This is a genomic window from Pseudomonas sp. HMSC08G10 (assembly GCF_001808425.1).
Taxonomy (GTDB): Bacteria; Pseudomonadota; Gammaproteobacteria; order Pseudomonadales; family Pseudomonadaceae; genus Aquipseudomonas; species Aquipseudomonas guariconensis.
On the sequence record NZ_KV793303.1, the window covers coordinates 59,026 to 84,897 of the forward strand.

The following is a 25,872-nucleotide window of genomic DNA, read 5'->3' on the forward strand; positions in this document are numbered from 1 at the left end:
AACCTGCTGGCGCTCAATGCCGCCATCGAAGCTGCACGGGCCGGCGAGATGGGCCGTGGCTTCGCTGTAGTCGCCGACGAGGTGCGCTCGCTGGCCCAGCGCACCACGGGAGCTACGGGTGAAATCCAAGGTTTGATCGACCGCCTGCAACAAGCCGCCCGTGAATCGGTGAACGGCATGCGCACCCAGCTCGAACACGCCGAAGCCACCGCCAGCCAGGCCCAGGCTGCCGATGGCGCTCTCGATGAAATCGTCGGTGCCATCCGCACGATTGCCGACACGGCGGTACGCATCGCCGAGGTAACCGCCCAGCAGACGGGCGCGGTAAGTGAGATTCGCGATCACAGCGAACGGATTCACGCACTGGGCGAGGACAACCTGCAGCGCATTGGTGAAGGGCGTGAGCAGGGCGAGCAGTTGCTCCAGCTTGGCGGCGAGCTGAACACGGCGGTGCGGGCGTTTCGCCTCTGAGCGCCTCGGCGCCTGAGCGAAGGCATTCGCGGATAAACCCGCGCTCACAAGGATCGCGGTGAGCCCTGTGGGAGCGGGTTTACCCGCGAATGCGTCGGTACTGACAACCTGAAATCCAGCGGCCATGTGTCGCGCTGCCGGCCAACCAGGCCCCAATCGCGGGCAAGTCCGCTATGATGCGCCCACGTTTCACCTAGCGAGACCGCCATGCGCCGCCTGTTTTTCCTGCTGTTCCTGCTGCTGGCCAGCCCTGCCTTCGCCGCGGGCCTGCTCGACAACCGCCCCAGCGCCACTCTCGGCGCCGCCTCCCTGAGCAACAGCGCCGACTTCCTGCCTGTCCACGAAGCCTTCAAGCTCAGCCTGGTCCAGGCCGACGCCCAGACCGTCAAGCTACGCTTCGTCGCCACCGACGGCTATTACCTTTACCGCCATCGTTTCAAATTCCGTACAGAGCCCGCCGACATCGCCCTGGGCCCGGCCGATATTCCCAAGGGCGAAGCCAAGCACGACGAGTTCTTTGGCGATGTCGAGGTCTACCACGGCGTGGTCGACATCCAGTTGCCACGCACCGATCCACGTCCCTTCACCTTGCTGGTGGGCTACCAGGGCTGCGCCGACAAAGGCCTGTGCTATCCGCCGGAAACCGAACGGCTGAGCATCGACGGCACCGGCGGGAAACCCGAGACCGGCGCAGGTGGCGCCGAGCAAGGCTGGGGCTGGCAGTCACTGCTGCTGTTCTTCCTCGCTGGCATAGGCCTGACCTTCACCCCCTGCGTGCTACCGATGCTGCCGATCCTGTCCGGTGTGGTGCTGCGCGGGCAGGTGGGTGGCTGGCGTGGGCTGAGCCTGTCGCTGGCCTATGTGCTCCCGATGGCCGTGTCCTTTGCCGTGCTCGGGGCGCTGATGGGCATGTTCGGCGCCAGCCTGAACCTGCAGGCACGCCTGCAGTCGGCGTGGGTGCTGGTGCCATTCGCGCTGTTCTTCGTGCTGTTTGCCCTGGCCATGTTCGGCTTGTTCGAAATCAAGCTCCCGCAGGCGCTAAGCAGCCGCCTGGACAGCATGGCCAACCGCACCAAAGGCGGCTCGCTGCTCGGTGCGGCCGTGCTTGGCGTGCTGTCCAGCCTACTGGTCTCCCCCTGCGTGTCGGCGCCGCTGGCCGGAGCCCTGCTGTACATCAGCGCGAGCGGCGATGCATTGGGCGGGGCGCTGAAACTCTTCGCCCTGGGCCTGGGAATGGGCGCGCCGCTGCTGCTGGTGGCCACCGGAGGGGCAGCGTGGCTGCCCAAGAGCGGCCCGTGGCTGAACACCGTCAAGAATGCCGTCGGGGTTCTCCTGCTGGGCCTGGCCATCGGCCTGCTCAGCCGCGTGCTGCCAGGGCCTGCGACGTTGCTGCTGGTCGGTCTGCTCGCCGCGGGCGTGGCGCTGTTCCTCGGCGCCCTGGAGTTCGTGGTCAAGACCCCGCGTCAACGCCTGGCCCAATTGCTCGGCCTGGCCCTGCTGGTCTACGCCTTGGCCTGCTGGTATGGCGCCCTGAGCGGTCAAGGCGACCCCTTGCGCCCCTTGCCGCCCCCGGCAGTAGCCAGCCTCGACGCCAGCCGGGCCAGCAAGACCGACGCCTGGCAGACCATCACCACGCCCGCCGCACTGGATGCAGCGCTCGCCGACGCCAAGGCCGCCGGCAAACCGGTACTGCTGGACTGGTACGCCGACTGGTGCATCAGCTGCAAGGTGATCGAACACGAAGTACTGAGCGCACCACAGGTCCGATCACAATTGGGCGCGTTCAAGTTGTTGCGTTTCGACATCACCGAAAGCAACGCAGAGCAACGCACCCTGCTCGACCGCTACCAGCTGTTCGGCCCGCCTGCGCTGCTGTTTTTTGCAGCGAACGGCAGCGAACTTTCCGCTGATCGGGTCATTGGCGAGATAAACGCCGGCGAATTTGCGGCAATTCTGACGCGCGTGCGCGGCAAACTGGGTCTATAACTTCTCCGGACCGGGCAACTTCAGCAAAGTATGTGACCAGACTTAATGATCTGGTCACATACTTTGCGCGAACCTCGGACAACGTGTTGGCTATTGCAGGGAACTGGACACCCGACGCCCTCTTGCGGCATAGTCGCCGCGCTCATGTCGTATTGCCCTACAAAACCCAAGGAATCGCAGATGGCAACCCTACTGGTGCTGCACGGCCCCAACCTGAACCTGCTCGGTACCCGCGAACCAGGCCACTACGGTGCCGTGACCCTGGCCCAGATCAACCAGGACCTGGAGCAGCGCGCCCGCGCCGCTGGCCACCACCTGCAATACCTGCAGAGCAATGCCGAGTACGAATTGATCGACCGTATCCATGCCGCGCGCAACGAAGGCGTGGACTTCATCCTGATCAATCCGGCTGCTTTCACCCACACCAGCGTCGCATTACGTGACGCATTGCTGGCTGTGAGCATCCCATTCATCGAAGTGCACCTCTCCAACGTGCACAAGCGTGAACCGTTCCGTCATCACTCCTACTTTTCCGATGTCGCCGTAGGGGTGATCTGCGGTCTGGGCGCCACCGGTTATCGGTTGGCCCTGGAGTCCGCGCTGGAATACCTGGCTGCCAACGCACAGCCCTGATGACACAAGGCTTTGGCCCTTCGGGGCCAGGGCTCTAGAGAAACGTTTTAGACACGTTTTTAAAATTAAGTCCCCGACCGAACCTTGGGAGTTGATGATTAATGGATATCCGTAAAGTCAAGAAGCTGATCGAACTGCTGGAAGAGTCTGGCATCGACGAACTGGAGATCAAGGAAGGCGAAGAGTCCGTTCGCATCAGCCGTCACAGCAAGACCCCGGCCGGTGCCCAGTACTTCGCCGCCCCGGCTCCGGCCGCTGCCCCTGTCGCCGCTGCCGCGCCAGTCGCTGCCGCTGCCCCGGCCGCCGAAGCCGCCGCTGCCGCTCCAGCCCTCAAAGGCACCGTGATTCGCTCGCCAATGGTCGGTACCTTCTACCGCAAGCCTTCGCCGACCTCGGCCAACTTCGCTGAAGTCGGTCAGACCGTGAAGAAAGGCGACACCCTGTGCATCGTCGAAGCCATGAAGATGATGAACCACATCGAAGCCGAGATCGGCGGTGTCATCGACGCCATCCTGGTGGAAGACGGTCAGCCGGTTGAGTTCGACCAGCCGCTGTTCACCATCGTTTGAACCGCGGAGAGCCAACGATGTCTGGGAAGCTCGAAAAAGTCCTGATCGCCAACCGCGGGGAAATCGCCCTGCGGATCCTGCGTGCCTGCAAAGAGCTGGGTATCAAGACCGTCGCTGTTCACTCCACGGCCGACCGCGAACTGATGCACCTGGGCCTGGCAGACGAGTCGGTCTGCATCGGTCCTGCATCGTCCAAGGATTCCTACCTGCACATCCCGGCGATCATCGCCGCTGCCGAAGTGACAGGCGCCACCGCCATCCACCCGGGTTACGGCTTCCTGGCGGAAAACGCCGACTTCGCCGAGCAGGTGGAGAAATCCGGTTTCGCCTTTATCGGCCCTAAAGCCGACACCATTCGCCTGATGGGCGACAAGGTTTCGGCCAAGGACGCGATGATCAAGTCCGGCGTACCGACCGTGCCGGGCTCTGACGGCCCGCTACCGGAAGACGAAGAGGTCGCCCTGGCGATCGCCCGCGACGTCGGCTACCCGGTGATCATCAAGGCCGCCGGTGGCGGTGGTGGTCGCGGCATGCGCGTGGTGCACAAGGAAGAGGACCTGATCGCCTCGGCCAAGCTGACCCGTACCGAAGCCGGTGCCGCCTTCGGCAACCCGATGGTCTACCTGGAGAAGTTCCTGACCAACCCACGTCATGTGGAAGTCCAGGTCCTGTCCGACGGCCAGGGCAACGCCATCCACCTGGGCGATCGCGACTGCTCGCTGCAGCGCCGTCACCAGAAAGTCCTGGAAGAAGCACCAGCGCCAGGCATCGACGAGAAGGCCCGTCAGGAAGTCTTCAAGCGTTGCGTCGACGCGTGCATCGAGATCGGCTACCGCGGTGCTGGTACCTTCGAGTTCCTGTACGAGAACGGCCGTTTCTACTTCATCGAGATGAACACCCGCGTCCAGGTCGAGCACCCGGTTTCGGAAATGGTCACCGGCATCGACATCGTCAAGGAGATGCTCAGCATCGCCGCTGGCAACAAACTGTCGATCCGTCAGGAAGACGTGGTCATCCGTGGTCACGCGCTGGAGTGCCGTATCAACGCCGAGGATCCGAAGAAGTTCATTCCGAGCCCAGGCAAGGTCAAGCACTTCCACGCTCCAGGCGGCAACGGCGTTCGCGTCGATTCGCACCTGTACAGCGGTTACTCGGTTCCGCCGAACTACGACTCGCTGATCGGCAAGCTGATCACCTACGGCAAGGACCGCGACGAGGCCATGGCTCGCATGCGCAATGCCCTGGACGAGATCGTCGTCGACGGCATCAAGACCAACATCCCACTGCACCGCGACCTGGTGCGTGATGAAGGTTTCTGCAAAGGCGGCGTCAACATCCACTACCTCGAGCACAAACTGGCCAACCAGGAGTGATCGCGTTAGCGTGATGCAAGAAACCCCGGCCCAGTGCCGGGGTTTTTATTTGGCGGTCAGGACACCAGATGAATCGCGATGGCGTTGTTCTCGTACTCGCTGGCCCTGTAGACCCGACCCGCGCCATCGCTGACCTGGCCGCTGCGCAACTGGTACAACGGTTCGGCCCTGACTCGCGCTAGCACTCGGCCAGCCCTGCCGCTGATACCCGCGGCCCCCGCGCGGGCTCCACGCAGAATCGGATCGTACAAGCCTGCTACCAAGTCGCCGGAGGTGGTATAGACCTGGGTCACACCAGTGCCCAAGTCCAATGTCATGCCATAGGTCTTGCCAAAGCATGAAGAGTACGACCAATGGTCCCACTGTGCGGATATCCCCTGGCGCCTGAGCACTGACCGGATCGGTTCGCCGATGCTCGTCCCTCCCAACCAATCCCCACCCGCCATCACGGCACGCACCTCCCCTGCTCCGGCACTCTGGATGCGAGACAGAACGTCCCGGATCGCGCGTTCGATGAGCCCGCGGATGTTATGGTCGAAGTGGATGACCGCGCCCCATTTGGTTGCCGGGTTGTACAGCGAAACGGCCACGCAGCTCTGCACATTGAGCGTGAACAGGTAGTTGTCCGCGCTGCTGGCCGACAGCCGCCCGACCACCGCTTCGCCCTGCAGCGCTCCGCGAAGCGGATCAGGGCTCGTACCCTGGGCGACTTGCCGCACGTCGGTGATCCGCCCTAAGTCATGCACGGTGTTGCCCCCGCGCAGGCCTGTGCTATTGGCCACCCAGCGACCATCTGCACTGCGGACGATAGCCTCCCGGTGAAGACTGTCGGGCCGGTTGGCCTTGATCACGCGCAGCGTGCCATGTTCCACGTCCCTCTCGACCTGGAAGTACCGCCCCTGGTGGCGGACGAAGTGCCGGACCCCAGGCGCCTCGCTTGATGCGCCGCTGCGGTAGGTGCCTTGCCAAATGCCCGCCTCGGTGACTTCCTGAAGGTTCGCCGGCTCACCCTTGACCGCCCACCGCTTGTCCAAACGCATCGAAGGAGCGCGCCTGCAGCTGGCAGAGGACACTTGCTTGATCGCCAGCATGTGCCGTGTTTCGTCCAGCAACGACCTGACCGCTCTGAGCGAAAACCCTGGCAGCACGATCATCAGCCCCAGCAAACCCCAAGAGGCGAGCAACCACTGTTGCAGGGCATGCGCGGTGTCCTTGCGCGTGTGGGCGATAATCGCCGAGCGCAGCGGCGCCGCGACAAAATAGGCGCCCAGCAACGCTGCGAACGGCGGCGAGACGAGAGAAAGCGGCACCAGCGCGTACAACAACCCCTTGGCGACTTGCGTGCGAATCACCTCGAAGTGGCTGCTCGTCACCTCATCGACATCCGCCAGCGCATGTTCGATATAGGCCTCGTATTCAGCAGCGATGGTGATGACGTGCTGAAGGCCGCGCAGTGAATCTCGGGAGGCACTGCCCGAAGCCAGGGCAATCAGGCGTTGTTCGACCTTGCGCCTGCCCGCCAGAGGCGCCCGCGCAATCAGGTAATCGTTTGCCACCCCTGACATTTCATGCCCCAGTGTGCTGTATCGGCTGAACAAACGACCGTTCGGCTCCGCCGGCGCATACAGCCAGTCCTGGGCTGTCCCCTCCTGGATGTGGCGGAACACATAGCACCCCAGGATGACGTGCCCCTCGATGGTCAGCCTAAAAATCCCATCGTGATCGGCCACTTGTTCGGAAGACCCGCTTGCCTTCTCTTTTCTTAGCGTGCGTCCCAGTTCAGTGACCAGACGCGTCAGCGCCTCGTAGGTCTCAAGATCGATCTCTGCGCGACCATGCGCAACTCGCAAGTCACGATCCATGCCGCTCAGCAGGGCGCTGCCGAACAGCTGCTGGTAGTTCGCATACTCCACCGAACCGGCCAGCAGGAAGCGCTCACGCACATGAGCAATGTACTTTTCTCCCACATAGGCACCACGCGCGTATCGGGCAAGGTCGGCGCTTCGCAGCGCAGATAGGTCCTGACCGACAAGCGAGCGCACGCCTCGCTTCGGGTGGTCGATACCCGAATTGTCGTCATAGCCATAGCAGACCACGTCGAGCAGATTGACAGAACGTGTCGTCCCATCGGCCAATGTCGTGCTCAAGTCGAAGACGATCGATTCCGGTGCCACCGGATCGGTGATGCCCTGCTTTACCAGATACGGCTTGATGGCTTCGCCCACCGTACGTCGGGCAAAGTCCTGAAAACTCTCATAGTCTTTCAGCGCTTCGATGAATGCCTGCTCGGCGCCACGGGCCTCGTTGCAAAGCAGGTTGATCACCCGACGCTCCTCGATGCCCAGCACGCTGTACCAACGTGGCGACTCGCTGGCCTGCACTTCATGCTCGCGCATCTTCATGCGTGCCCGAACGCCTTGTTCGATACAAGCCCGATAACCTCGGTCTGCACTGCGAAGATCGCGGGTCAGATCCCACGCAGCGGGCAGTGACTGAATTTTCCCCATTTCCACGGCAGCACTGTCGCGCTGCCCCACGGGTAATTGCGACAGCAGGTAGTCTTGGCCAGCCGCCTCTTTCATCCAGCCGCCAATCTCGGTGCTGAGCATGCGAAGGGAGCTGAGCTCGATCCACTCCTGTCCGTCCGGCTTTGCTGGCGCATACAAGAACAGGCTGTCCAAAACGCCTTCTTGGCTACGAAAGAACACCAACAGGTCACTGCAAACCATGCCGTCGAACAGCTCGATGGCACTGACCTCCCACTCAGCCTGATTGCCCTGCCGCAGGGATGACAACCGGGCATGATGAGCGTTCTGCAGATGCCCTGCATACACGGCGCGTTGCGCGCTGTACTTCAGGCCGAAATCATAGGCATCGAACAGCGCCTGCTTGACCTCGGCTGCTTCGTGGCGCTTGGTCAGCGCTGGCAGGTAGGTTGCCTTGGCATCGACGCTGGCCGCCAACTCGCGAATCTGCGCTGCGCTCGGTGGCGGGCACAATAGCGAGGTGTTGGTGATATCACTGAGCTCATATAGCTGGTCGATATTCAGCGCCCCTTCCGCCACCAGCTCCGTCAAGCTCAGCGATTCCCCGTCCTGCAGTGAGGCGCCTCGCCTTCGCCGCTTGAATGTAATCCGGTCAGCGAGCAGCGGTGCGTCAAAATGCTCGTCCAGATAGTCTTGCGCACAGCGACTGGCGTGGCGCTGCAGCGAACGCACATCGCCCAGTGCGCGACCCGCTTGGTCCTGCGCATCCTGCCAGTCCTCCCAAGCCTTCTCCAGACAAGAGCGCTGGCTTTCATCCAGCAATTTGTACCAATGTGGAGAGTGGGATTTGGTCACGCCATCGACCGCTTCACGCTCGGTTTCGGTGGCCAAGCTTGATAACGCCAACTGCTCATGCCACTGGTGTTCGTGCTCACCGAGCTGCGCACGCAGCCTCTCCACCGACATGTCGAGAAGCGCTGCCGACTCCAGTGTGGCCTTGATGCTCTGACAATGCGCTTCCACTCGCTCGGCAACACGGACGAGATACGCTTGCCGCTGCACAAGCCCTTGGGGCGCCACCTGCCAGTAACGGGTCAGGTAATCCTGGTAATTATCCAGAAGCCGGGTGCTTGCGCTTTCCACGAGCTGGACCATGACATCCCGGCGCGTCTCGGGTATTTCCTGAACGACACGCCCATCCGGACGATAAGGCGCGTGCAACTGCGCATCGAATACCAGCGGCCTCTGATCGATCCGATGTTGCAGCGCCGCATCGAGCAGGTCGTGCGGCAAACGCGGATCGATAGCGTCGCTGTAATGGGTTTTCAACTCCACCAGAAGATTGTTCTCAGCGACCTCGAAGAAGGTTGACTGATCGTTCAGTCGTCGCTGGAAATGCTCGGCCCAAACAATGAGGCGCTCAAGGATAGGCGAGCTGGTCGTGGAGACAGGTGGCGAAACGGATGCACTCATGACGATCAATCCTGATTGAGAAGCCACCAAGGATTGGTCTGGACACCGACCGACATGCGGTAGCAAGCAACTACCCGCGCCGGAAACCGCCAATGCACGGAATGCACAAACCCCACGCACTCAAGTAAACTGCCAGGCTACGCGCAGCCCTGGGCTGCCCCTGTCGATTTACCAAAGGTGCCCGCCATGCCCTGGCTGCAAGTTCGCCTGGCCATCAGCCCAGACCAAGCCGAAACCTACGAAGACGCCCTGCTCGAAGTCGGCGCCGTCTCGGTGACTTTCATGGACGCCGAAGATCAGCCCATCTTCGAACCGGACCTCAACACCACTCCGCTCTGGTCGCACACTCACCTGCTGGCCCTGTTCGAGGCTGACGCTGAGCCCGAAGCGGTGTTCGCCCACCTGCGCCTGCTCACCGGCGCCGAGCTGCCCGAGCACCACGCCGAAGTGATCGAAGACCAGGACTGGGAGCGCAGCTGGATGGACAACTTCCAGCCCATGCGCTTCGGCCAGCGCCTGTGGATCGTGCCAAGCTGGCACGAGGCCCCGGAAAAAGACGCGGTCAACCTGCTCCTGGACCCGGGCCTGGCCTTTGGCACCGGCACCCACCCGACCACCGCCCTGTGCCTGGAGTGGCTCGACGGCCAGCAGCTCGAAGGCACCCAGGTCCTGGACTTTGGCTGCGGTTCAGGGATTCTCGCCATCGCCGCCCTGCTGCTGGGCGCCCGCGAGGCGATCGGCACCGACATCGACGTGCAAGCCATCGAAGCCTCGCGTGACAACGCCCAGCGCAATGGCATCGCCGACGAGCGACTGGCCCTGTACCTGCCCGAGCAGATGCCCGCCATGCAAGCCGACGTACTGGTCGCCAACATCCTGGCCGGCCCGCTGGTCTCGCTGGCCCCGCAACTGTCCGGCCTGGTTCGCCCCGGTGGCCTGCTGGCCTTGTCCGGCATCCTTGCCGAGCAAGGCGACGAAGTAGCCGCTGCCTATGCTGCCGACTTCGATCTGGACCCAATCGTCGTGCGCGACGGCTGGGTACGTATCAGTGGTCGCCGCCGCTAGGCCCACCTAGACTTAACCACCTGCATAGCCCGGATTGCCGCATGACCGACAGTTTCGTCACCCAGTGCCCTCATTGCCAGACCAGCTTTCGCGTCACCTACCAGCAATTGAGCATGGCGCGCGGCGTGGTGCGCTGCGGCCACTGCCTGCAGGTGTTCAACGCTGCCAAGCAGTTGCTGGAGCAGAACCGGAGCGCCGACACACCTGAGGCGGCTAGCCCGCCACCAGCACCTGCGCCAGCCCCGGTCGCGCAACCTGAGCCGGCCCTGCCGCCTCAGGACGTGCCTGCGCAGCCGGCACCGAGCCCGCAACAGGACGATTGGGCGGTCACCGCACAAGCGCTGGATGATTTGGACCTGGACCAGGAACTGGCCCGTCTCGAGCGTCGCGAACCCCACCAGGAGCGCCAGGCGCCATCACGTGAAGAGGCCTTGCAGGCCCGCCGCGATGACCATCGCCACGATGAGCACGCGCACGAGCCCTTCGGCACCGCCACCGATCATGTGCCGGAGCCGCCTTCCGCCGAAGCGCCGGCCCCCGTGCTGGTCGAACAGGAAACCCTCGATCTGGACCTCGAGCCGGCACCCGGCGAACGCACCGAGCCGACCTTGGGCGGCCTGGACCTGGACGACGACGAGCCTCGCCCACTCACCCAGGACGCGCCGCGCGACGTCCTTGCCGACGCGCCGCTGGCACCACTCTCGATCCACGACGACATCCCTGAGAAAGGCCTCTCTGCCCGCGACGACGACGAACCCGGCAGCCTGCGCCTGTCCGCACGTGATGACGACGAGCCAGACGATCTGCATGATGAGCGGCCGGAGCCGATGCTGGCCGCCAAGGCCGAACGTCCTTCCCGCAAGGAGCCGCTGGTGCATGTGGTGGACGACCCGTTGCAGCTCGACTGGCAAAAGGCCAAGCCAAACTGGTTCAAACGCCTGCTGTGGAGCCTGTTGACCCTGCTGGCCGCAGGGCTGCTGGCCTTCCAGTACATCGCCTACCACTTCGATGAAATGGCCCGCCAGGACCAGTACCGTCCCTGGTTCCAGCAGCTGTGCCCGATGCTCGGCTGCACAGTGCCGACCCGCGTCGACATCTCCCGCATCAAGAGCAGCAACCTGGTGGTGCGCAGCCACCCGGACTTCAAGGGAGCCCTGATCGTCGATGCGATCATCTACAACCGCGCGCCGTTCGCCCAACCTTTCCCACTGCTGGAGCTGCGCTTTGCCGACCTCAACGGCCAGTTGATCGCCAGCCGTCGCTTCAAGCCCAGCGAGTACCTGTCGGGCGAGCTGGCCGGGCGCGGCGAGATGCCCAGCCAGACCCCCATCCATATCGCCTTGGACATCCTTGATCCCGGCCCGAAGGCGGTGAACTACAGCCTGAGCTTCCGCTCGCCGGAATGAAAAGCAGCGCTCATTAGCAAGGTTCAAGCCACAAGAAAAACGCAGGTCAATCAACGATTGGCCTGAAGCTTGCGGCTTGAACCTTGCAGCTAGAAGCGTCTCGTTATAAGCCCGCAGCTGTTCAGATTTTATCCAGATTCATCTTTATCCAGTCATCGAGAGCGGGTATCATGCCAACCCTTTTTCGGACTCCCATGATTCGGCCCCACAACAGGGAACACCTATGTCGGCGGTACGCATCGGCCCTTACACACTGCGAAACAACCTGATCCTCGCCCCCATGGCCGGGGTGACGGACCAGCCTTTCCGTACACTTTGCCAACGCTTGGGCGCCGGCATGGTGGTTTCGGAGATGGTGACCAGCGACATGAGCCTGTGGAACAGCCGCAAATCGCGCCTGCGCCGCATCCATGAAGGCGATCCCGAGCCTCGCTCGGTGCAGATCGCCGGTGGCGATGCGCAGATGCTGGCCGCGGCGGCCCAGGCCAATGTCGAGGCCGGCGCGCAGATCATCGATATCAACATGGGGTGTCCGGCAAAAAAAGTCTGCAACAAGGCGGCAGGCTCTGCTTTATTGAGAGATGAAGCCTTGGTCAGCGAAATCCTCCACGCCGTGGTCGGCGCGGTGGACGTACCGGTGACCCTGAAGATCCGCACCGGCTGGGACCGGGCGAACAAGAACGGCCTGACCGTGGCGAAGATCGCCGAACAGGCCGGCATCCAGGCGCTTGCGGTCCATGGCCGTACACGCGCCGATCTGTATACCGGCGAAGCCGAGTACGACACCATCGCGGCGATCAAGCAGGCGGTGTCGATCCCGGTTTTTGCCAACGGCGACATCACGTCGCCGGAAAAGGCCCGGGCGGTGCTGGATGCCACCGGCGTCGACGGCCTGCTGATCGGCCGTGCCGCCCAGGGGCGGCCGTGGATTTTCCGCGAGATCGAGCATTACCTGCGCACGGGCGAGCACCTGCCTGCCCCGGCGCTGGATGAAGTGGAACACATTCTGCTGGAGCACCTGGCTGCACTGCATGCCTTCTATGGCGATGTGATGGGCGTGCGTATCGCCCGCAAGCATGTGGGCTGGTACCTGGCAACACGACCTGGCGCCAAGGAGTTTCGCGCCCGGTTCAACGCGCTGGAAGACACACAAGCGCAGTGCGCCAACGTTCGCGCGTTCTTTTGCGAACGTCGAGAGAGCCTTGAGACAGAGGACGGACAAGGGGTGGCCGCATGACGATGATGACCGAGACATTAGTGAGTGGAACAACGCCCGTGAGCGACAACGCCAACCTGAAACAGCACCTCAATACGCCGAGCGAAGAGGGCCAGACCCTTCGCGACAGCGTGGAGAAGGCGCTGCACAACTACTTCGCCCACCTGGAAGGCGCGACCGTCACGGACGTCTACAACCTGGTGCTGTCGGAAGTCGAGGCACCGCTGCTCGAAAGCGTGATGAACTACGTCAAGGGCAACCAGACCAAGGCCAGCGAGATGCTCGGGCTCAACCGTGGCACCTTGCGCAAGAAACTCAAGCAGTACGATCTGTTGTAATCCGAATCCCAATCAGAAAAGGCGGCTCTCCCAAGAGGCGCCTTTTTTGCTGAAACCACCGCGTTATGGAATCCGAAATGACCGACCAGACTACCCGCCTGCCGATCCGCCGCGCCCTGATCAGCGTCTCCGACAAGACCGGCATCCTCGAATTCGCCCGTGAACTGCAACAGCTGGGCGTCGAGATCCTGTCCACCGGCGGCACCTACAAGCTGCTCAAGGACAACGGCGTGAACGCGGTGGAAGTGGCCGACTACACCGGCTTCGCTGAAATGATGGATGGCCGGGTCAAGACCCTGCATCCGAAGATCCACGGCGGCATCCTGGGCCGCCGCGGCATCGACGACGCCATCATGAACGAGCACGGCATCAAGCCGATCGACCTGGTCGCCGTCAACCTGTATCCGTTCGAGGCGACCATCGCCAAGCCAGGCTGCGACCTGCCGACCGCCATCGAGAACATCGACATCGGCGGCCCGACCATGGTCCGTTCCGCGGCGAAGAACCACAAGGACGTCGCCATCGTGGTCAACGCAAGCGACTACGCCAGCGTCCTGGACAACCTCAAGGCCGGTGGCCTGACCTACGCCCAGCGCTTCGACCTGATGCTCAAGGCCTTCGAGCACACTGCCGCCTACGACGGCATGATCGCCAACTACATGGGCACCATCGACCAGGCCAAGGACACCCTGTCCACCGAAGGCCGCAGCGAGTTCCCGCGCACCTTCAACAGCCAGTTCGTCAAGGCCCAGGAAATGCGCTACGGCGAGAACCCGCACCAGAGCGCGGCGTTCTACGTCGAGGCCAAGAAGGGCGAAGCCAGCATCTCCACCGCTATCCAGCTGCAGGGCAAAGAGCTGTCGTTCAACAACGTGGCCGACACCGATGCGGCGCTCGAGTGCGTGAAGAGCTTCGTCAAGCCGGCCTGCGTCATCGTCAAGCACGCCAACCCGTGCGGCGTGGCCGTGGTACCGGAGAACGAAGGCGGCATCCGCAAGGCCTATGACCTGGCCTACGCCACCGACACCGAGTCGGCGTTCGGCGGCATCATCGCCTTCAACCGCGAACTGGACGGCGAAACCGCCAAGGCCATCGTCGATCGCCAGTTCGTCGAAGTGATCATCGCGCCGAAAATCTCCCAGGCTGCCCGCGAAGTCGTGGCGGCCAAGCAGAACGTGCGTCTGCTGGAGTGCGGCGAGTGGCCAGCCGAGCGCGCCGCTGGTTGGGACTTCAAACGCGTCAACGGTGGCCTGCTGGTACAGAGCCGCGACATCGGCATGATCGGTGCCGACGACCTGAAGGTCGTGACCAAGCGCGCCCCGACCGAGCAGGAAATCCACGACCTGGTCTTCGCCTGGAAGGTGGCCAAGTTCGTCAAGTCCAACGCCATCGTCTACGCCAAGCAGCGCCAGACCATCGGCGTGGGCGCCGGCCAGATGAGCCGCGTCAACTCCGCCCGCATCGCGGCCATCAAGGCCGAACACGCCGGCCTGCAGGTTCAGGGCGCGGTCATGGCCTCGGACGCCTTCTTCCCGTTCCGTGACGGCATCGACAATGCGGCTAAAGTGGGTATCACCGCCGTGATCCAGCCAGGTGGTTCGATGCGTGATGCCGAGGTTATCGCTGCCGCCGATGAAGCTGGCATTGCAATGGTATTCACCGGCATGCGCCACTTCCGCCACTGATTTACGGCAATCGGCCGCACTGAGGCAGGCATCTGCTGCGTTGGGGCCGGTTCCGCTGATGCTCATTGCCAGAAGGCAACTCCGCTCATCGGAACCGACCCCGCCTTGCATCTACCTGCTTCATTGCGACCTCGTACAGCGTGAGGCTTTGCCTCCCGTCCGAAAGAATTCGAGGTTTTGACATGAAAGTTTTGATCATCGGCAGCGGCGGCCGTGAGCACGCCCTGGCCTGGAAAGTCGCCCAGGACCCACGCGTCGAGAAAGTCTATGTTGCCCCGGGCAACGCCGGCACCGCTATCGAGGCCAAGTGCGAGAACGTCGCCATCGACGTCACTGCCCTGGAGCAACTGGCCGACTTCGCCGAGCAGAACGTGCAGATGACCATCGTCGGCCCCGAGGCCCCGCTGGTGGCCGGCGTGGTGGATCTGTTCCGCAGCCGTGGCCTGGACTGCTTCGGCCCTACCAAGGGCGCGGCCCAGCTGGAAGGCTCCAAGGCCTTCACCAAGGACTTCCTGGCCCGACACAAGATTCCGACCGCCGACTACCAGAACTTCACCGAGATCGAGCCGGCCTTGGCCTACCTCAAGGAAAAAGGTGCGCCGATCGTCATCAAGGCCGACGGCCTGGCTGCGGGCAAGGGCGTGATCGTCGCCATGACCCTCGAGGAAGCCGAAGCCGCCGTGCGTGACATGCTCGCCGGCAATGCCTTTGGCGATGCCGGTTCGCGTGTGGTCATCGAGGAGTTCCTCGACGGCGAGGAAGCCAGCTTTATCGTCATGGTCGACGGCCACAACGTGCTGCCGATGGCCACCAGCCAGGACCACAAGCGCGTCGGCGACAAGGACACTGGCCCGAACACCGGCGGCATGGGTGCCTACTCCCCGGCGCCGGTCGTCACCGCCGATGTGCACCAGCGTGTGATGGACCAGGTGATCTGGCCGACCGTTCGTGGCATGGCCGAGGAAGGCAACGTCTACACCGGCTTCCTCTATGCGGGCCTGATGATCGACAAGGCGGGCAACCCCAAGGTCATCGAGTTCAACTGCCGCTTCGGCGACCCGGAAACCCAGCCGGTCATGCTGCGCCTGGAGTCGAGTCTGGTGCTGCTGGTCGAGGCGGCTTTCGCCAAGGCCTTGGACAAGGTCGAGGCCCAGTGGAACCCGCAGCCGAGCCTGGGCGTGGTTCTGGCCGCCGGCGGCTATCCGGGCGACTACGCCAAAGGCGCCGTGATCAACGGCCTGGACGCTGCCGCCAAGCTCGAGGGCAAGGTTTTCCACGCCGGCACCGCGCTCAAGGACGGCAAGGTCGTGACCGCCGGTGGCCGTGTGCTCTGCGCCACTGCCATGGGTGCCACCGTCGAGGCCGCCCAGCAACAGGCTTACCGCCTGGCCGAGCAAATCAACTGGGACGGTAGCTTCTACCGCACCGACATCGGCTACCGTGCGATCGCCCGCGAGCGTGGCGAGCACCAGTAAGCTGCAACGGATCGCCGTGACGCCCCTGGCTCACGGCCTCCGGCTCGTCGACAAGGCCCCGCCGGGGCCTTGCCTTCGTCTTGGCGCCCCGCGCATAGTTATCCTGCACAACGGCTAGGAAGGGATCTCGTCTTGCGTCGGCTTCGGATTGCCATTGCCCTGATCGTCAGCCTGCTGACGCTGCTCTGCCTTCCCCCGGCCTCGGCCGAACAAGGTGGAGGCTGGAGCGTTCTGCTCGACGAACAGGCCAACCTGCAACTGAGCGATATCCGCTCGGACCGCTACCGCAACCAGTTCAGCCCCCTGCAACTGTTCGAACTCGATGCCGCCCCCGCCGACCAGGCGCTGTGGCTGCACTACCGGCTCGAGCCGGGGGAGCAGGAGCAACTGCTGCGGGTCTTCGCACCCGACCTCTCACGCCTGGACCTCTACGCGCTGGATGGCGACAAGCTCGTTCGCCAACTGCACCATGGTCGTCAGGGCGGTAATGCCAGCCCCACCCTGCGCAGCAGCGATCACCTGTTGCCGCTGCCCAACAGCCCGCGCACGCTGGACATCTACCTGCGCCTGGTCTCCGAACACCAGTTGCGTCCGGCCATCAGCCTGGAGCCTGCGGCCTGGGCCGCGGCCGACCAGACGCGCCCATTGCTGTTCGGCCTGCTGTTCGGCGGCCTGGTGATGCTGATCCTGCACAACCTGATTCGCTTCCTCTACACCCGTTCCAGCACCACGCTGATCCTGGCCCTCTACCACGGCCTGATGCTGCTCAGCGCCTTGATCCTGCTCAACCTCAGCGGCCCCTGGTGGCAGCTGTGGCACAGCGCCCAGACCCCAGCCGCCTACCTGACCCTGGTCCTGGCAGGGCTGGCCGGGCTGTATTTCACCCAGCACTTCTTCACCCCCTGCAGCTCGATCCGCTGCAACCGGCTACTGCACGCAGAAATGCTGATCGTCGCGGTCAGCGGCCTGGTGCTGCTGTTCGTGGACACCTTGCCACTGAACCTGATGACCTACGCCCTGCTCGCGCTCGGCAGCGTGACCATGCTGCTGGTCAGTGCCTACCACTGGTACAAGGGCTACGGCCCTGCGCGACTGTTCGCCGTGGCCATGCTGATATTCAACCTGGGCGGTCTGGTGCTGCTGCCGGCCTTGCTGGGCCTGACGCGCACCTCGACCCCATGGCTGCTGTTCATCCTGATGGGGCTGACCGTGGCCAGCGGCTTGCTGCTGAACCTGTCGGTCAGCGAACGGCTGCGCCGCATCAGCGAGGAGCGCTTCCGCGCCAGCCGCGCATTGGCTGCCAGCGATGCCGAGATCAACGCCAAGGCCGAGTTCCTGGCCAAGATCAGCCACGAGATCCGCACCCCCATGAATGGGGTGCTGGGCATGACCGAATTGCTGCTGGGCACGCCGTTGTCGGTCAAGCAGCGCGACTATGTGCAGACCATCCACAGTGCCGGCAACGAACTGCTCACGCTGATCAACGAAATCCTCGACATCTCCAAGCTCGAATCCCGACAGATCGAACTGGATGATGTGCAGTTCGACCTCAATGCCCTGATCGAGGATTGCCTGAACATTTTCCGGGCCAAGGCCGAACAGCAGAACATCGAGCTGATCAGCTTCACCCAGCCCCAGGTGCCACGAGTCATCAGCGGAGACCCGACCCGACTGCGCCAGGCGCTGTCGAGCCTGCTGGAAAACGCCCTGAAGAACACCGAGCAAGGCGAGATCCTGCTGGTGGTGGCCCTGGACCAGCGCGGCGACCTGCCACGCCTGCGCATCGCCGTGCAGGACAGCGGCGAGTCGATGCCCGCCGCCGAGCGTGAAGCCTTGCTGCAAGCCCAGTTGCACAGCCATCAGTTCCTTTCCAGCAACAAGCTCGGCGGCCATCTGGGGCTGGTCATCGCCAAACAGCTGATCGGCCTGATGCAGGGCGAGTTCGGCATCAAGAGCAGCACCAGCATGGGCAACACCCTCTGGCTGACCTTGCCGCTCGACCCCTCGCGCCTGGAGCAGCCGCCGGCCGACCTCGATGGCCCGCTGCGCGACGCTCGCGTGCTGGTGGTGGACGACAACGACACCTGCCGCAAAGTCCTGGTGCAGCAGTGCAGTGCCTGGGGCATGAACGTCAGCGCCGTGCCTTCGGGCAAGGAAGCGCTCGCCCTGCTGCGCACCAAGGCACACCTGCGCGACTACTTCGACGCCGTGCTGCTTGACCAGAACATGCCCGGCATGACCGGCATGCAGCTGGCGGCCAAAATCAAGGAAGATCCGAGCCTGAACCACGACATCCTGGTGGTGATGCTCACCGGCATCAGCAATGCGCCGAGCAAGATCATCGCCCGCAATGCCGGGGTCAAACGCATCCTGGCCAAGCCTGTGGCCGGCTATACCCTCAAGACCACGCTGGCCGAAGAGCTCGCCCTGCGCGGTCGCGAGCAGCCGCCTGCCCCTACACTGCCCGGCCCACCTCCGCCATTGGACCTGCCCAGCGACTTCCGTGTGCTGGTCGCCGAGGACAACAGCATTTCCACCAAGGTCATCCGCGGCATGCTCGGCAAGCTCAACCTTGAGCCAGATACCGCCAGCAATGGCGAGGAAGCCCTGCGCGCCATGAAAGCGCAGCGTTATGATCTGGTGCTGATGGACTGCGAGATGCCAGTGCTCGATGGCTTCTCCGCCACCGAGCAACTACGCGCCTGGGAAGCCGCCAACCAACGCGAGCGCACGCCGGTGGTTGCATTGACCGCGCATATCCTCACCGAACACAAGGACCGCGCGCGACAGGCCGGCATGGACGGGCACATGGCCAAGCCGGTGGAGCTATCGCAATTGCGCGAGCTGATCCAGTTCTGGGCCAGCAAGCGGGCCGCGGCCTCGGACCGTTTGCAGACTCCGTGAGATCCCTGAAGGAACAACGCTGCTGTGTTGCCTGCGCCGCAGCCATTTACCGCGCCGCCTGCTTCGTGCATGAGAGCCTCGCAAGCCGCGCCGCCATTGCGCCTGATACACTTGCCCACACCCTCCCCGCCATGGATTTGCGCCATGCTCCATGAGTTGTTCAGCGTCTACCTGAAAATGCTCGTGCTCTACAGCCCATTCTTCGTGCTGTCCTGCTTCATCAGCCTGACCCGCGGCTACTCCAGCAAGGAGCGCAAGCAGCTTGCCTGGCGCGTGGCCATCGCGGCGCTGGTGGCCAGCGTGGTGCTCTACCTGTTCGGACGTGCGATCTTCGGCGTATTCGGCATTACCCCCGACGCCTTCCGTATCGGCGCCGGCAGCGTGCTGTTCATCTCGGCGCTGGGCATGGCCCAGGGCAAGGCAGCGGTCCAGGCTGACAACGTGCAGCAGGACGTGACCATCGTTCCGCTGACCATCCCGCTTACCGTCGGCCCCGGCACCATCGGTGCGTTGCTGGTGATGGGCGTTGGCCAACCGCACTGGGACGACAAGCTGCTGGCCATCGTCAGTATCGCGCTGGCGAGCTTCACGGTTGGCTTGGTGCTGTATCTGTCGAACCGCATCGAGCGGATCCTGGGCGACCAAGGCCTGCAGATCGTCAGCCGCCTGATGGGGCTGTTCGTCTGCGCCCTGGCCGCACAGATCATCTTCACCGGGATCAAGGGATACCTGGTGCCCTGACCGGAATGGGCCCATGGCCTCAAATTTCGAAGGAAAGGATCTGCTGCCGGGCGATCTTCTCCAGGCGCCTTTCCACCAACTCACGAAACTGCTGATCGAAAAGGCGCGTGTTGAAACGGACGAGCTCGGCCTGAACCCGGGTTTCCTGCCGGTTGCGAAACAGAAATCCAGTACTCAGCGTATCGGTCTCACAACGCTCATGGTAAAGCACCAGATCAACATATCCGGGTTTCCCGGGAGCACAGGGTAGTAGTTGGAACACCCCGCGCTCACGAGTGCGCTGCTCAAAATTCAACAGCGGCCAGTCGTTCAAGGCCAAACCGTTCATCGCCAGCTTCACGGCGGTCGAATAACGTTCACCGGCCGTGGCTTCTATACGGCGCAGCGCGGCATTGACTATGCCGGGGCGCTCGAGCTCAGGCCAATGAACCTGCTGCGCCGATACCGCGTCCCAACCATAAAACTGCAGTTGCCTGCGGTAATGGCTGAACCAGTCGGTCACCAGCCCCTCGTCATGGTCGGTACGCGTCACCCGCTCCGCCATCAGCGCTGCCGACAAAACCGCTTGGCGCTGCGCCAAGGTGATGCCTGGCAGGAAAGCGACCAGGCTGCTACCTGCCACTGCAGCTCGATGCTTGTTCACGATGCATATCCTCGTTGGGCCGTACAAGGCATGCTTCCCGCATAGTACCTACAGACGCTACGCGCAAAGCAGGTACCGGGCGTCAGAAATCGTATTGCAGTACATTGTCGAATCGGCGATCACCCAGCCGCTTTTCCACATGCTCGCGCACGCGGGCGTAGTGTTGGGTGTTGAACGTCAGAAACGCGGTACCCGAGTAGTGGTAGGCAGCGTTGTTTTTCCACTCGAACGCGATCGTGTCCAGATCCCGTACCATGCCTTTGGTACTGACTGCGGTTTGCACCATCATCAGCCGCCCGTCATCCGTCTCGAGACAAGCCGTCAAGCCAACAGTGCCAGCCATTTTATCCTTGAAGTTGCGCTTGAAGAGTTCTTGGGCTTCGGTGAACTTTCCCAGCCCATCAAGCGCCGACTCGGCGATCTTGCTAATCGCCTCAGTGACGGGGCCGCCAAAGACAGCCTGGCCCACAACCTTCATCGCCTTGAAGGCGATAGCGCCCAGAACGAGCGATTGCTCGCCGGAGTGTTCACGCTCGTAGGTTCGGCGCACTGTCAGCCAGCCCAGGTCTTCCATGACCTTGAGGTTCTGCTTGTACCACTGCTCGCTCTGGTCTTCGCTGTCATAAAGTTTGGAGGCGACCAGCGATGCGAACTGGTAGGAGCTCATGACATCGATGCGATTCTGCAGGCTCATCCCAGCAGCGAATGTCATCAGCGATTGCTCCACCACAGCGGCGGAGTTTGTATCGGTAATCAGTTTGTCGTTCATCATGCAAATCCTTGAGTCAGAACCCGGCGGATACCGGGTAGGACTCGAAGGCTATGCCTGTAGGGATGAGCAGTTCAGCAGGTCATGCTTCCAGGAGGTTGGGCTTAAGCGGGTACCAACGCGGGGTATAGACCCATTCGCCGCCGTTTGCGCGTGGGAAGGTACAGGTGGTCGAGGAGCCGATCAGTACCATCGTGCGCATGTCCACCATCGCCGGCACCAGCTCGCCCAGGGTGACCACCCGTAGCGACTGCCCCGGGCGCCCGATGTCACGGCCCAGCACAACGGGCGTACTCGCCTCGCGGTGCTTGCGAACGACGCTCAGCGCCAGCCCCAACTGGTGGGGGCGGGCTTTGGAGATAGGGTTGTAGAAAGCCAGGACCAGATCGGCCTGGGCGGCCAGGTCCAGGCGCTTTTCGATGATCGACCAGGGCTTGAGGTTGTCCGACAGGGACATGACGCAGAAGTCATGCCCCAGCGGCGCACCGGCCTGGGCAGCGGTGGCCAGCGATGCCGAAACGCCGGGCAGGATCTGCAGATCCACCCGGTGCCAGGCGGGGTCGCTGGATTCGTGCAAGGCTTCGAGCACAGCGGCCGCCATGGCGAACACGCCCGGATCACCCGAGGACACCACGACCACCGAACGCCCTTCGGCTGCCAGCTCGAAGGCGTGTCGTGCACGCTGCATCTCTTCGCGGTTGTCGGTGCAATGCAACACCTGGTCGGCGCGGAACGGGCCGGCCATGCGCACGTATGTTTCGTAGCCGAGCACATCCTGCGCCCGCGCCAGCTCTGCCTTGACCGCAGGCACCATCAGGTCGGCCGCGCCGGGGCCGAGACCGATCACTGCCAGGCGGCCACGGCCGCGACCGACCTGGGTCGGCTCGATCGGCGCTGGCGCCACGGCGATCACCACATCGCCCTGCTCGATCAGGCGCGCCCCTGGCACGGCCTGCTCGACCTGCTCGGACAGGCGCCCAGTCGCTGGCGCGAAACGCAGGGCGATACCCAACACCTGGGCCGCCTCGTGCAAGGCCGGCTCGGCCATGTAGTGCTCATCGGCCAACACGCAGGCTAACGCGGCCTGGGCGATACCTGCCTCGGCCAACGCCTGAGGCACGCGCTCTGCCAGATCAGGCGCCGCGCCGTCGACCGCCACCAACACCGAGCGGGCATGGATAAGCAGCTCGTCACGGCTGGCCGGACGCGCTTCGCATCCCACGCGGATGATGCGCCGGGCCTGGTCGTGCTGCGGCAATTGCGCCTGGTCGAGCCAGGGCGCATCGCCTTCGACCCGCACCGACTCGCCCGCCAGCAGGTCGGAGACGAAACGCTTGCCCTGCTCCAGGTCCGCCAGGGCATAGCCCTCCGGGGGATTGAGCAGGCAAGTGCCGAAGCGCAGCTCGCCGCTGGTAGTGATGGCCGCAGCCACGTCCAGCGCCTGGGCGATCGCCCGGGCCATGACATTGACCCCCGACAGGCCGCCGAGCAGCGGCACCACAGCGCTGCCGTCCTCGGCCACGGCCAATACCGGCGGCTCGGCGCCTTTCTCGGTGAGCAGGCTGGCCAGGGTGCGGATCACGATGCCGGCAGCGCACAGGGCGATGATCGGGGTGTCCTGCTGGTAGAGCTCGCGCAGGGTGTCACCGAAATGTTCATAGTGAGCGTCCACGCCCTCCACCCGACCCGCCAGGCCCAGGATCTTCGCCTGTGGATAGCACAGCTGGATGCGCTGCGCCGTCGCCAGGCTGCCGGGGCCAAGGATGACGATCGCGGGTGCCTTGCCGATGTTCATCCCTGCCATTTCTCACCCGGTACGACGATCAAGGAAAAGTACGGCGAGGACTGCGGGTCCACGTCATCGAGCGGGACGATCTTTTGGTTGGCCATGGTCGCGCGCTCGACATACAGCGCGCGCTGAGCCAGGCCCAGTTCGCCGAGCACCTGGCGCACCTTGGGGAAGTTGCGCCCCAGTTTCATGATCACCGCCGCATCGGCATCGGCCAAGCGACGCTTGAGCTCCTCATGGGGCAGCACGCCGGAAAGCACCGAAAGGCTCTGGTTGCGATACACCAGTGGCGCGCCCAACACCGAGGCGCCACCGAGCATCGAGCACACGCCCGGGATCACCTGGGTCTCGTAGCGCTGGGCCAGGCGGTCGTGCAGGTACATGTAGGAACCGTAGAAGAACGGGTCGCCCTCGCAGATCACCGCCACGTCGCGACCGGCATCCAGGTGTTCGGCCACCTGCACGCCAGCCTCGTCGTAGAAGTCGCTGATCACCTGCTCATAGGACAGCGGCTCGGGCAGCACCTCGGTGGTCACCGGGTACACCAGTGGCATCAAGGTCTGCTCAGGCTGCAGGTGCGCTTCGATGATGCCAAAGGCATTGCCGCGCTTGCCCTTGGCCACGAAGTAGGCGACCACAGGCGACTCGCGCAGCAGGCGCAGGGCCTTGACCGTGATCAGCTCGGGGTCACCGGGGCCCACGCCCAGGCCGAACAGACGTCCACGTGGCTGCATCATTCCACCTCCGTGGCCAGGGCGTTGACCGCGGCGGCGGCCATCGCGCTACCGCCCAGACGGCCTTGCATGATCACGAATGGCACGCCACGGCTGTCGGCGGCCAGCATCGTCTTGGACTCCGCCGCGCCAACGAAACCGACCGGGAAGCCAAGGATCAGCGCAGGCTTGGGCGCACCAGCGTCGAGCATCTCCAGCAGGTAGAACAACGCGGTCGGCGCATTGCCGATCACTACCACGCTGCCTTCCAGATGCGGACGCCACAGTTCCAGCGCCACCGCCGAACGGGTGTTGCCCAACTTCTTGGCCAAGTCGGGCACGCTGGGGTCGCGCAGGGTGCAGATCACCTCGTTGTTGGCCGGCAGGCGCGCGCGGGTCACGCCTTCGGCGACCATGTGCGCGTCGCACAGGATCGGCGCACCGTTGGCCAGGGCCTGGCGGCCTGCAGTGCCGGCGCCTTCGGAAAACTGCAAACCATCGATGGCATCGACCATGCCGCAGGCATGGATCACCCGCACGGCGAGTTTCTCCAGGTCGGCGGGGATCCGCTCGAGCCGGGCTTCCTCGCGGATGATCCGGAAGGAATTGCGATAGATCTCCTGACCATCGCGGATGTAGTCAATCATCAAGGTGCTCCGTCGGCAGGTCGAGCATGGCGCCTGCTTCTTCTGGGGAAAGGTCGCGCGCACGCAGCCTGCCGAAGCCCGGCTGGTTCGCGTCGCGCAAATACAGGTCATAACGGCCCGGCGAGCGGGCCAGCAAGGTGGCCGGGGCGACATGAGCCACGGCACAGGAACGCAGGCAGCCGGAAACATGCACACTGCCGGGGCCACCTTTTTGCAGCAAGGAAGCGATGATCAGGGCATCGGCCTTGGTATCGGCCAGGGCCTTGGCACAGCCGGCGGCACCGGTGCAGGCGGTCAGGCGGGCCAAGGGCTGGCCGGCATCCCAGATCAGCCCAAGACGGTTCAACTCGGCCCGGTCGATCATCGCCAGGTCGACATTGGGCAGAACGAGACTCTGCCAGGGGCTCACGCGCAGGCTGCCGTCACCGGCATCACGGGCCAGCCTGGCGAGGCTGCGCAACATGACCGGAGTCAGTCGGCCCAACGGCGGGGCGACACCCCAGGCCATGCCTTGGCGTTGAGGCAGCGGCCCCAGCCAGTCGCCAGTGGCCGGCGCACGTCGCCAACCCAGCACTGCGCCATCGCGCCGAATATCCAGGTCCAGGCTGTCGACGAAACGCTCAGCGGGGTAGTCCTCGAGCAACTGGCGCATCCGCGACTGTTCTGGCTTGGCCAGATCCAGGAAGCGCTCCAGCACAGCATGAGCCAGCCTTAGCCCGTGCTCGGCCGGCACGGCGCCCAGGACCTGGCCACTGGCCGGGCAGCCGGCCAAGCCAAAGGCGTAACAGGGACGGCCATCGAGCATCATTGCCGAAAGCCACAGGTCGTGAGGGTGTTCGAGCATCGCCAGACGCTCGCCGCCATCGAGCTGCACAGCGAACTTGGCCGACAGTCCATGCAAGCGCGGGGTGGTCTCCAGCAGGTGCAGCAATTGCTCGGCCAAGGGGCGCGTGTCGATGAGCATGTCAGGGTCGAGCCCGGCCAGCGGGCTTTGCATCACATTGCGCACATCGTCGCCTGCTGCTTCGCGCGGGCCGAGGCCGGCGGCCAACAGATGCTCGATCAGGCCAGCGTGGTCCGCGCCGATGCCGCGGATCTGCAGATTGCCGCGATTGGTCGCCTCGATCACGCCGCCCGCGAAACGCTCTGCCGCCGTCGCCACGGCCTCGGCCTGGTCGGCCAGCAGCAGGCCGCCGGGGAGTTTGATCCGGCAGATGCCACCGTCACGGGCCGCGACGATGCGCCACAACCCCGGGCAAGCCGAGGGGCGGGGTGACACGGCAGGGACGAGAGGCTGATTCAAGGGGGCGTCCGGCAATCTTGAAAATGCGCTTGAGTGTAGAAGGCGCGGTATTATGCCTGCTTTGTCCGGCGGCATGAAAAGCCGACGGTCGAGCATCGACTGCGATTGAGCAGAAATTCCGGACCGCGTCGCCCTCTTCGCGGGTGAGCCCGCTCCCACAGGATCATCCGCCCCCCTTGGGCTGTGC

20 protein-coding genes are annotated in these 25,872 nt (G+C 63.8%); 13 read left to right on the forward strand and 7 right to left on the reverse strand.

All coding sequences use genetic code 11. The annotated features are described in order from the left end of the window. From HMPREF3173_RS24925 to accC, 5 genes are all read left to right on the forward strand, one after another. Positions 1–471: methyl-accepting chemotaxis protein (locus HMPREF3173_RS24925; protein WP_256544290.1), on the forward strand; the 471-nt coding region annotated here is incomplete at its 5' end. 207 nt (positions 472–678) lie between these two features. Further along, on the forward strand, positions 679–2,457 hold the full coding sequence (locus HMPREF3173_RS09795; RefSeq protein WP_070572711.1) for a protein-disulfide reductase DsbD: 1,779 nt from the start codon (positions 679–681) through the stop codon (positions 2,455–2,457). 180 nt (positions 2,458–2,637) lie between these two features. Beyond that, positions 2,638–3,090 (forward strand): type II 3-dehydroquinate dehydratase, encoded by a 453-nt coding sequence (gene aroQ, locus HMPREF3173_RS09800; RefSeq protein ID WP_070090423.1) that lies wholly within the window; start codon positions 2,638–2,640, stop codon positions 3,088–3,090. Between the two features lie 101 nt (positions 3,091–3,191). Beyond that, complete coding sequence (gene accB, locus HMPREF3173_RS09805) at positions 3,192–3,659, forward strand: acetyl-CoA carboxylase biotin carboxyl carrier protein (RefSeq protein WP_043207908.1); 468 nt, start codon at positions 3,192–3,194, stop codon at positions 3,657–3,659. Positions 3,660–3,676: 17 nt separating this feature from the next. Beyond that, a complete protein-coding gene (gene accC / locus HMPREF3173_RS09810) occupies positions 3,677–5,032 on the forward strand; it encodes an acetyl-CoA carboxylase biotin carboxylase subunit (protein ID WP_043207909.1) in 1,356 nt (451 codons plus the stop codon). Positions 5,033–5,088: 56 nt separating this feature from the next. Here accC and HMPREF3173_RS09815 read toward each other — a convergent pair whose 3' ends face one another. Further along, positions 5,089–8,991, reverse strand: a complete 3,903-nt coding sequence (locus HMPREF3173_RS09815) for a hypothetical protein (RefSeq protein ID WP_070572714.1) — start codon at positions 8,989–8,991, stop codon at positions 5,089–5,091. A 186-nt stretch (positions 8,992–9,177) separates the two neighbouring features. On the opposite strand from HMPREF3173_RS09815, the gene prmA reads away from it, so the two are divergent. The 8 genes from prmA (at position 9,178) to HMPREF3173_RS09855 (ending at position 19,821) form a co-directional block, all read left to right on the forward strand. Next, complete coding sequence (gene prmA, locus HMPREF3173_RS09820) at positions 9,178–10,056, forward strand: 50S ribosomal protein L11 methyltransferase (RefSeq protein WP_070572716.1); 879 nt, start codon at positions 9,178–9,180, stop codon at positions 10,054–10,056. 41 nt (positions 10,057–10,097) lie between these two features. After that, entirely contained in the window at positions 10,098–11,462 is a 1,365-nt protein-coding gene (locus tag HMPREF3173_RS09825; protein ID WP_070572718.1) for a DUF3426 domain-containing protein, read from the forward strand. A 223-nt stretch (positions 11,463–11,685) separates the two neighbouring features. After that, entirely contained in the window at positions 11,686–12,699 is a 1,014-nt protein-coding gene (dusB, locus tag HMPREF3173_RS09830; RefSeq protein WP_043207912.1) for a tRNA dihydrouridine synthase DusB, read from the forward strand. Further along, positions 12,696–13,016: a DNA-binding transcriptional regulator Fis gene (gene fis / locus HMPREF3173_RS09835; RefSeq protein ID WP_008093076.1), complete on the forward strand. Its 321-nt coding sequence runs from the start codon at positions 12,696–12,698 to the stop codon at positions 13,014–13,016. Before dusB ends, fis begins: the two co-directional genes overlap by 4 nt. Positions 13,017–13,093: 77 nt before the next feature. Beyond that, positions 13,094–14,701: a bifunctional phosphoribosylaminoimidazolecarboxamide formyltransferase/IMP cyclohydrolase gene (gene purH, locus HMPREF3173_RS09840; protein ID WP_070572720.1), complete on the forward strand. Its 1,608-nt coding sequence runs from the start codon at positions 13,094–13,096 to the stop codon at positions 14,699–14,701. A 182-nt stretch (positions 14,702–14,883) separates the two neighbouring features. Continuing rightward, positions 14,884–16,176, forward strand: a complete 1,293-nt coding sequence (gene purD, locus HMPREF3173_RS09845; RefSeq protein WP_070572722.1) for a phosphoribosylamine--glycine ligase — start codon at positions 14,884–14,886, stop codon at positions 16,174–16,176. 132 nt (positions 16,177–16,308) lie between these two features. Further along, complete coding sequence (locus HMPREF3173_RS09850) at positions 16,309–19,080, forward strand: hybrid sensor histidine kinase/response regulator (RefSeq protein ID WP_070572725.1); 2,772 nt, start codon at positions 16,309–16,311, stop codon at positions 19,078–19,080. A gap of 144 nt (positions 19,081–19,224) precedes the next feature. Beyond that, positions 19,225–19,821, forward strand: a complete 597-nt coding sequence (locus HMPREF3173_RS09855; RefSeq protein ID WP_043207917.1) for a MarC family protein — start codon at positions 19,225–19,227, stop codon at positions 19,819–19,821. Between the two features lie 19 nt (positions 19,822–19,840). Here HMPREF3173_RS09855 and HMPREF3173_RS09860 read toward each other — a convergent pair whose 3' ends face one another. From HMPREF3173_RS09860 to cobG, 6 genes are all read right to left on the reverse strand, one after another. Continuing rightward, entirely contained in the window at positions 19,841–20,464 is a 624-nt protein-coding gene (locus tag HMPREF3173_RS09860; RefSeq protein WP_070572727.1) for a hypothetical protein, read from the reverse strand. Positions 20,465–20,546: 82 nt separating this feature from the next. Further along, complete coding sequence (locus HMPREF3173_RS09865) at positions 20,547–21,233, reverse strand: hypothetical protein (protein WP_052352398.1); 687 nt, start codon at positions 21,231–21,233, stop codon at positions 20,547–20,549. Positions 21,234–21,315: 82 nt separating this feature from the next. Further along, complete coding sequence (gene cobJ, locus HMPREF3173_RS09870) at positions 21,316–23,037, reverse strand: precorrin-3B C(17)-methyltransferase (RefSeq protein WP_070572730.1); 1,722 nt, start codon at positions 23,035–23,037, stop codon at positions 21,316–21,318. Then, positions 23,025–23,756: a precorrin-2 C(20)-methyltransferase gene (locus HMPREF3173_RS09875; RefSeq protein ID WP_043207927.1), complete on the reverse strand. Its 732-nt coding sequence runs from the start codon at positions 23,754–23,756 to the stop codon at positions 23,025–23,027. The genes cobJ and HMPREF3173_RS09875 overlap by 13 nt, the downstream gene beginning before the upstream one ends. Continuing rightward, positions 23,756–24,382 carry a precorrin-8X methylmutase gene (locus HMPREF3173_RS09880; RefSeq protein WP_070572733.1) on the reverse strand — a complete coding sequence of 209 codons (627 nt, stop codon included), beginning with the start codon at positions 24,380–24,382 and terminating at the stop codon, positions 23,756–23,758. Before HMPREF3173_RS09880 ends, HMPREF3173_RS09875 begins: the two co-directional genes overlap by 1 nt. After that, positions 24,375–25,700: a precorrin-3B synthase gene (cobG, locus tag HMPREF3173_RS09885; protein ID WP_070572735.1), complete on the reverse strand. Its 1,326-nt coding sequence runs from the start codon at positions 25,698–25,700 to the stop codon at positions 24,375–24,377. The genes HMPREF3173_RS09880 and cobG overlap by 8 nt, the downstream gene beginning before the upstream one ends. Positions 25,701–25,872 lie beyond the last annotated feature (172 nt).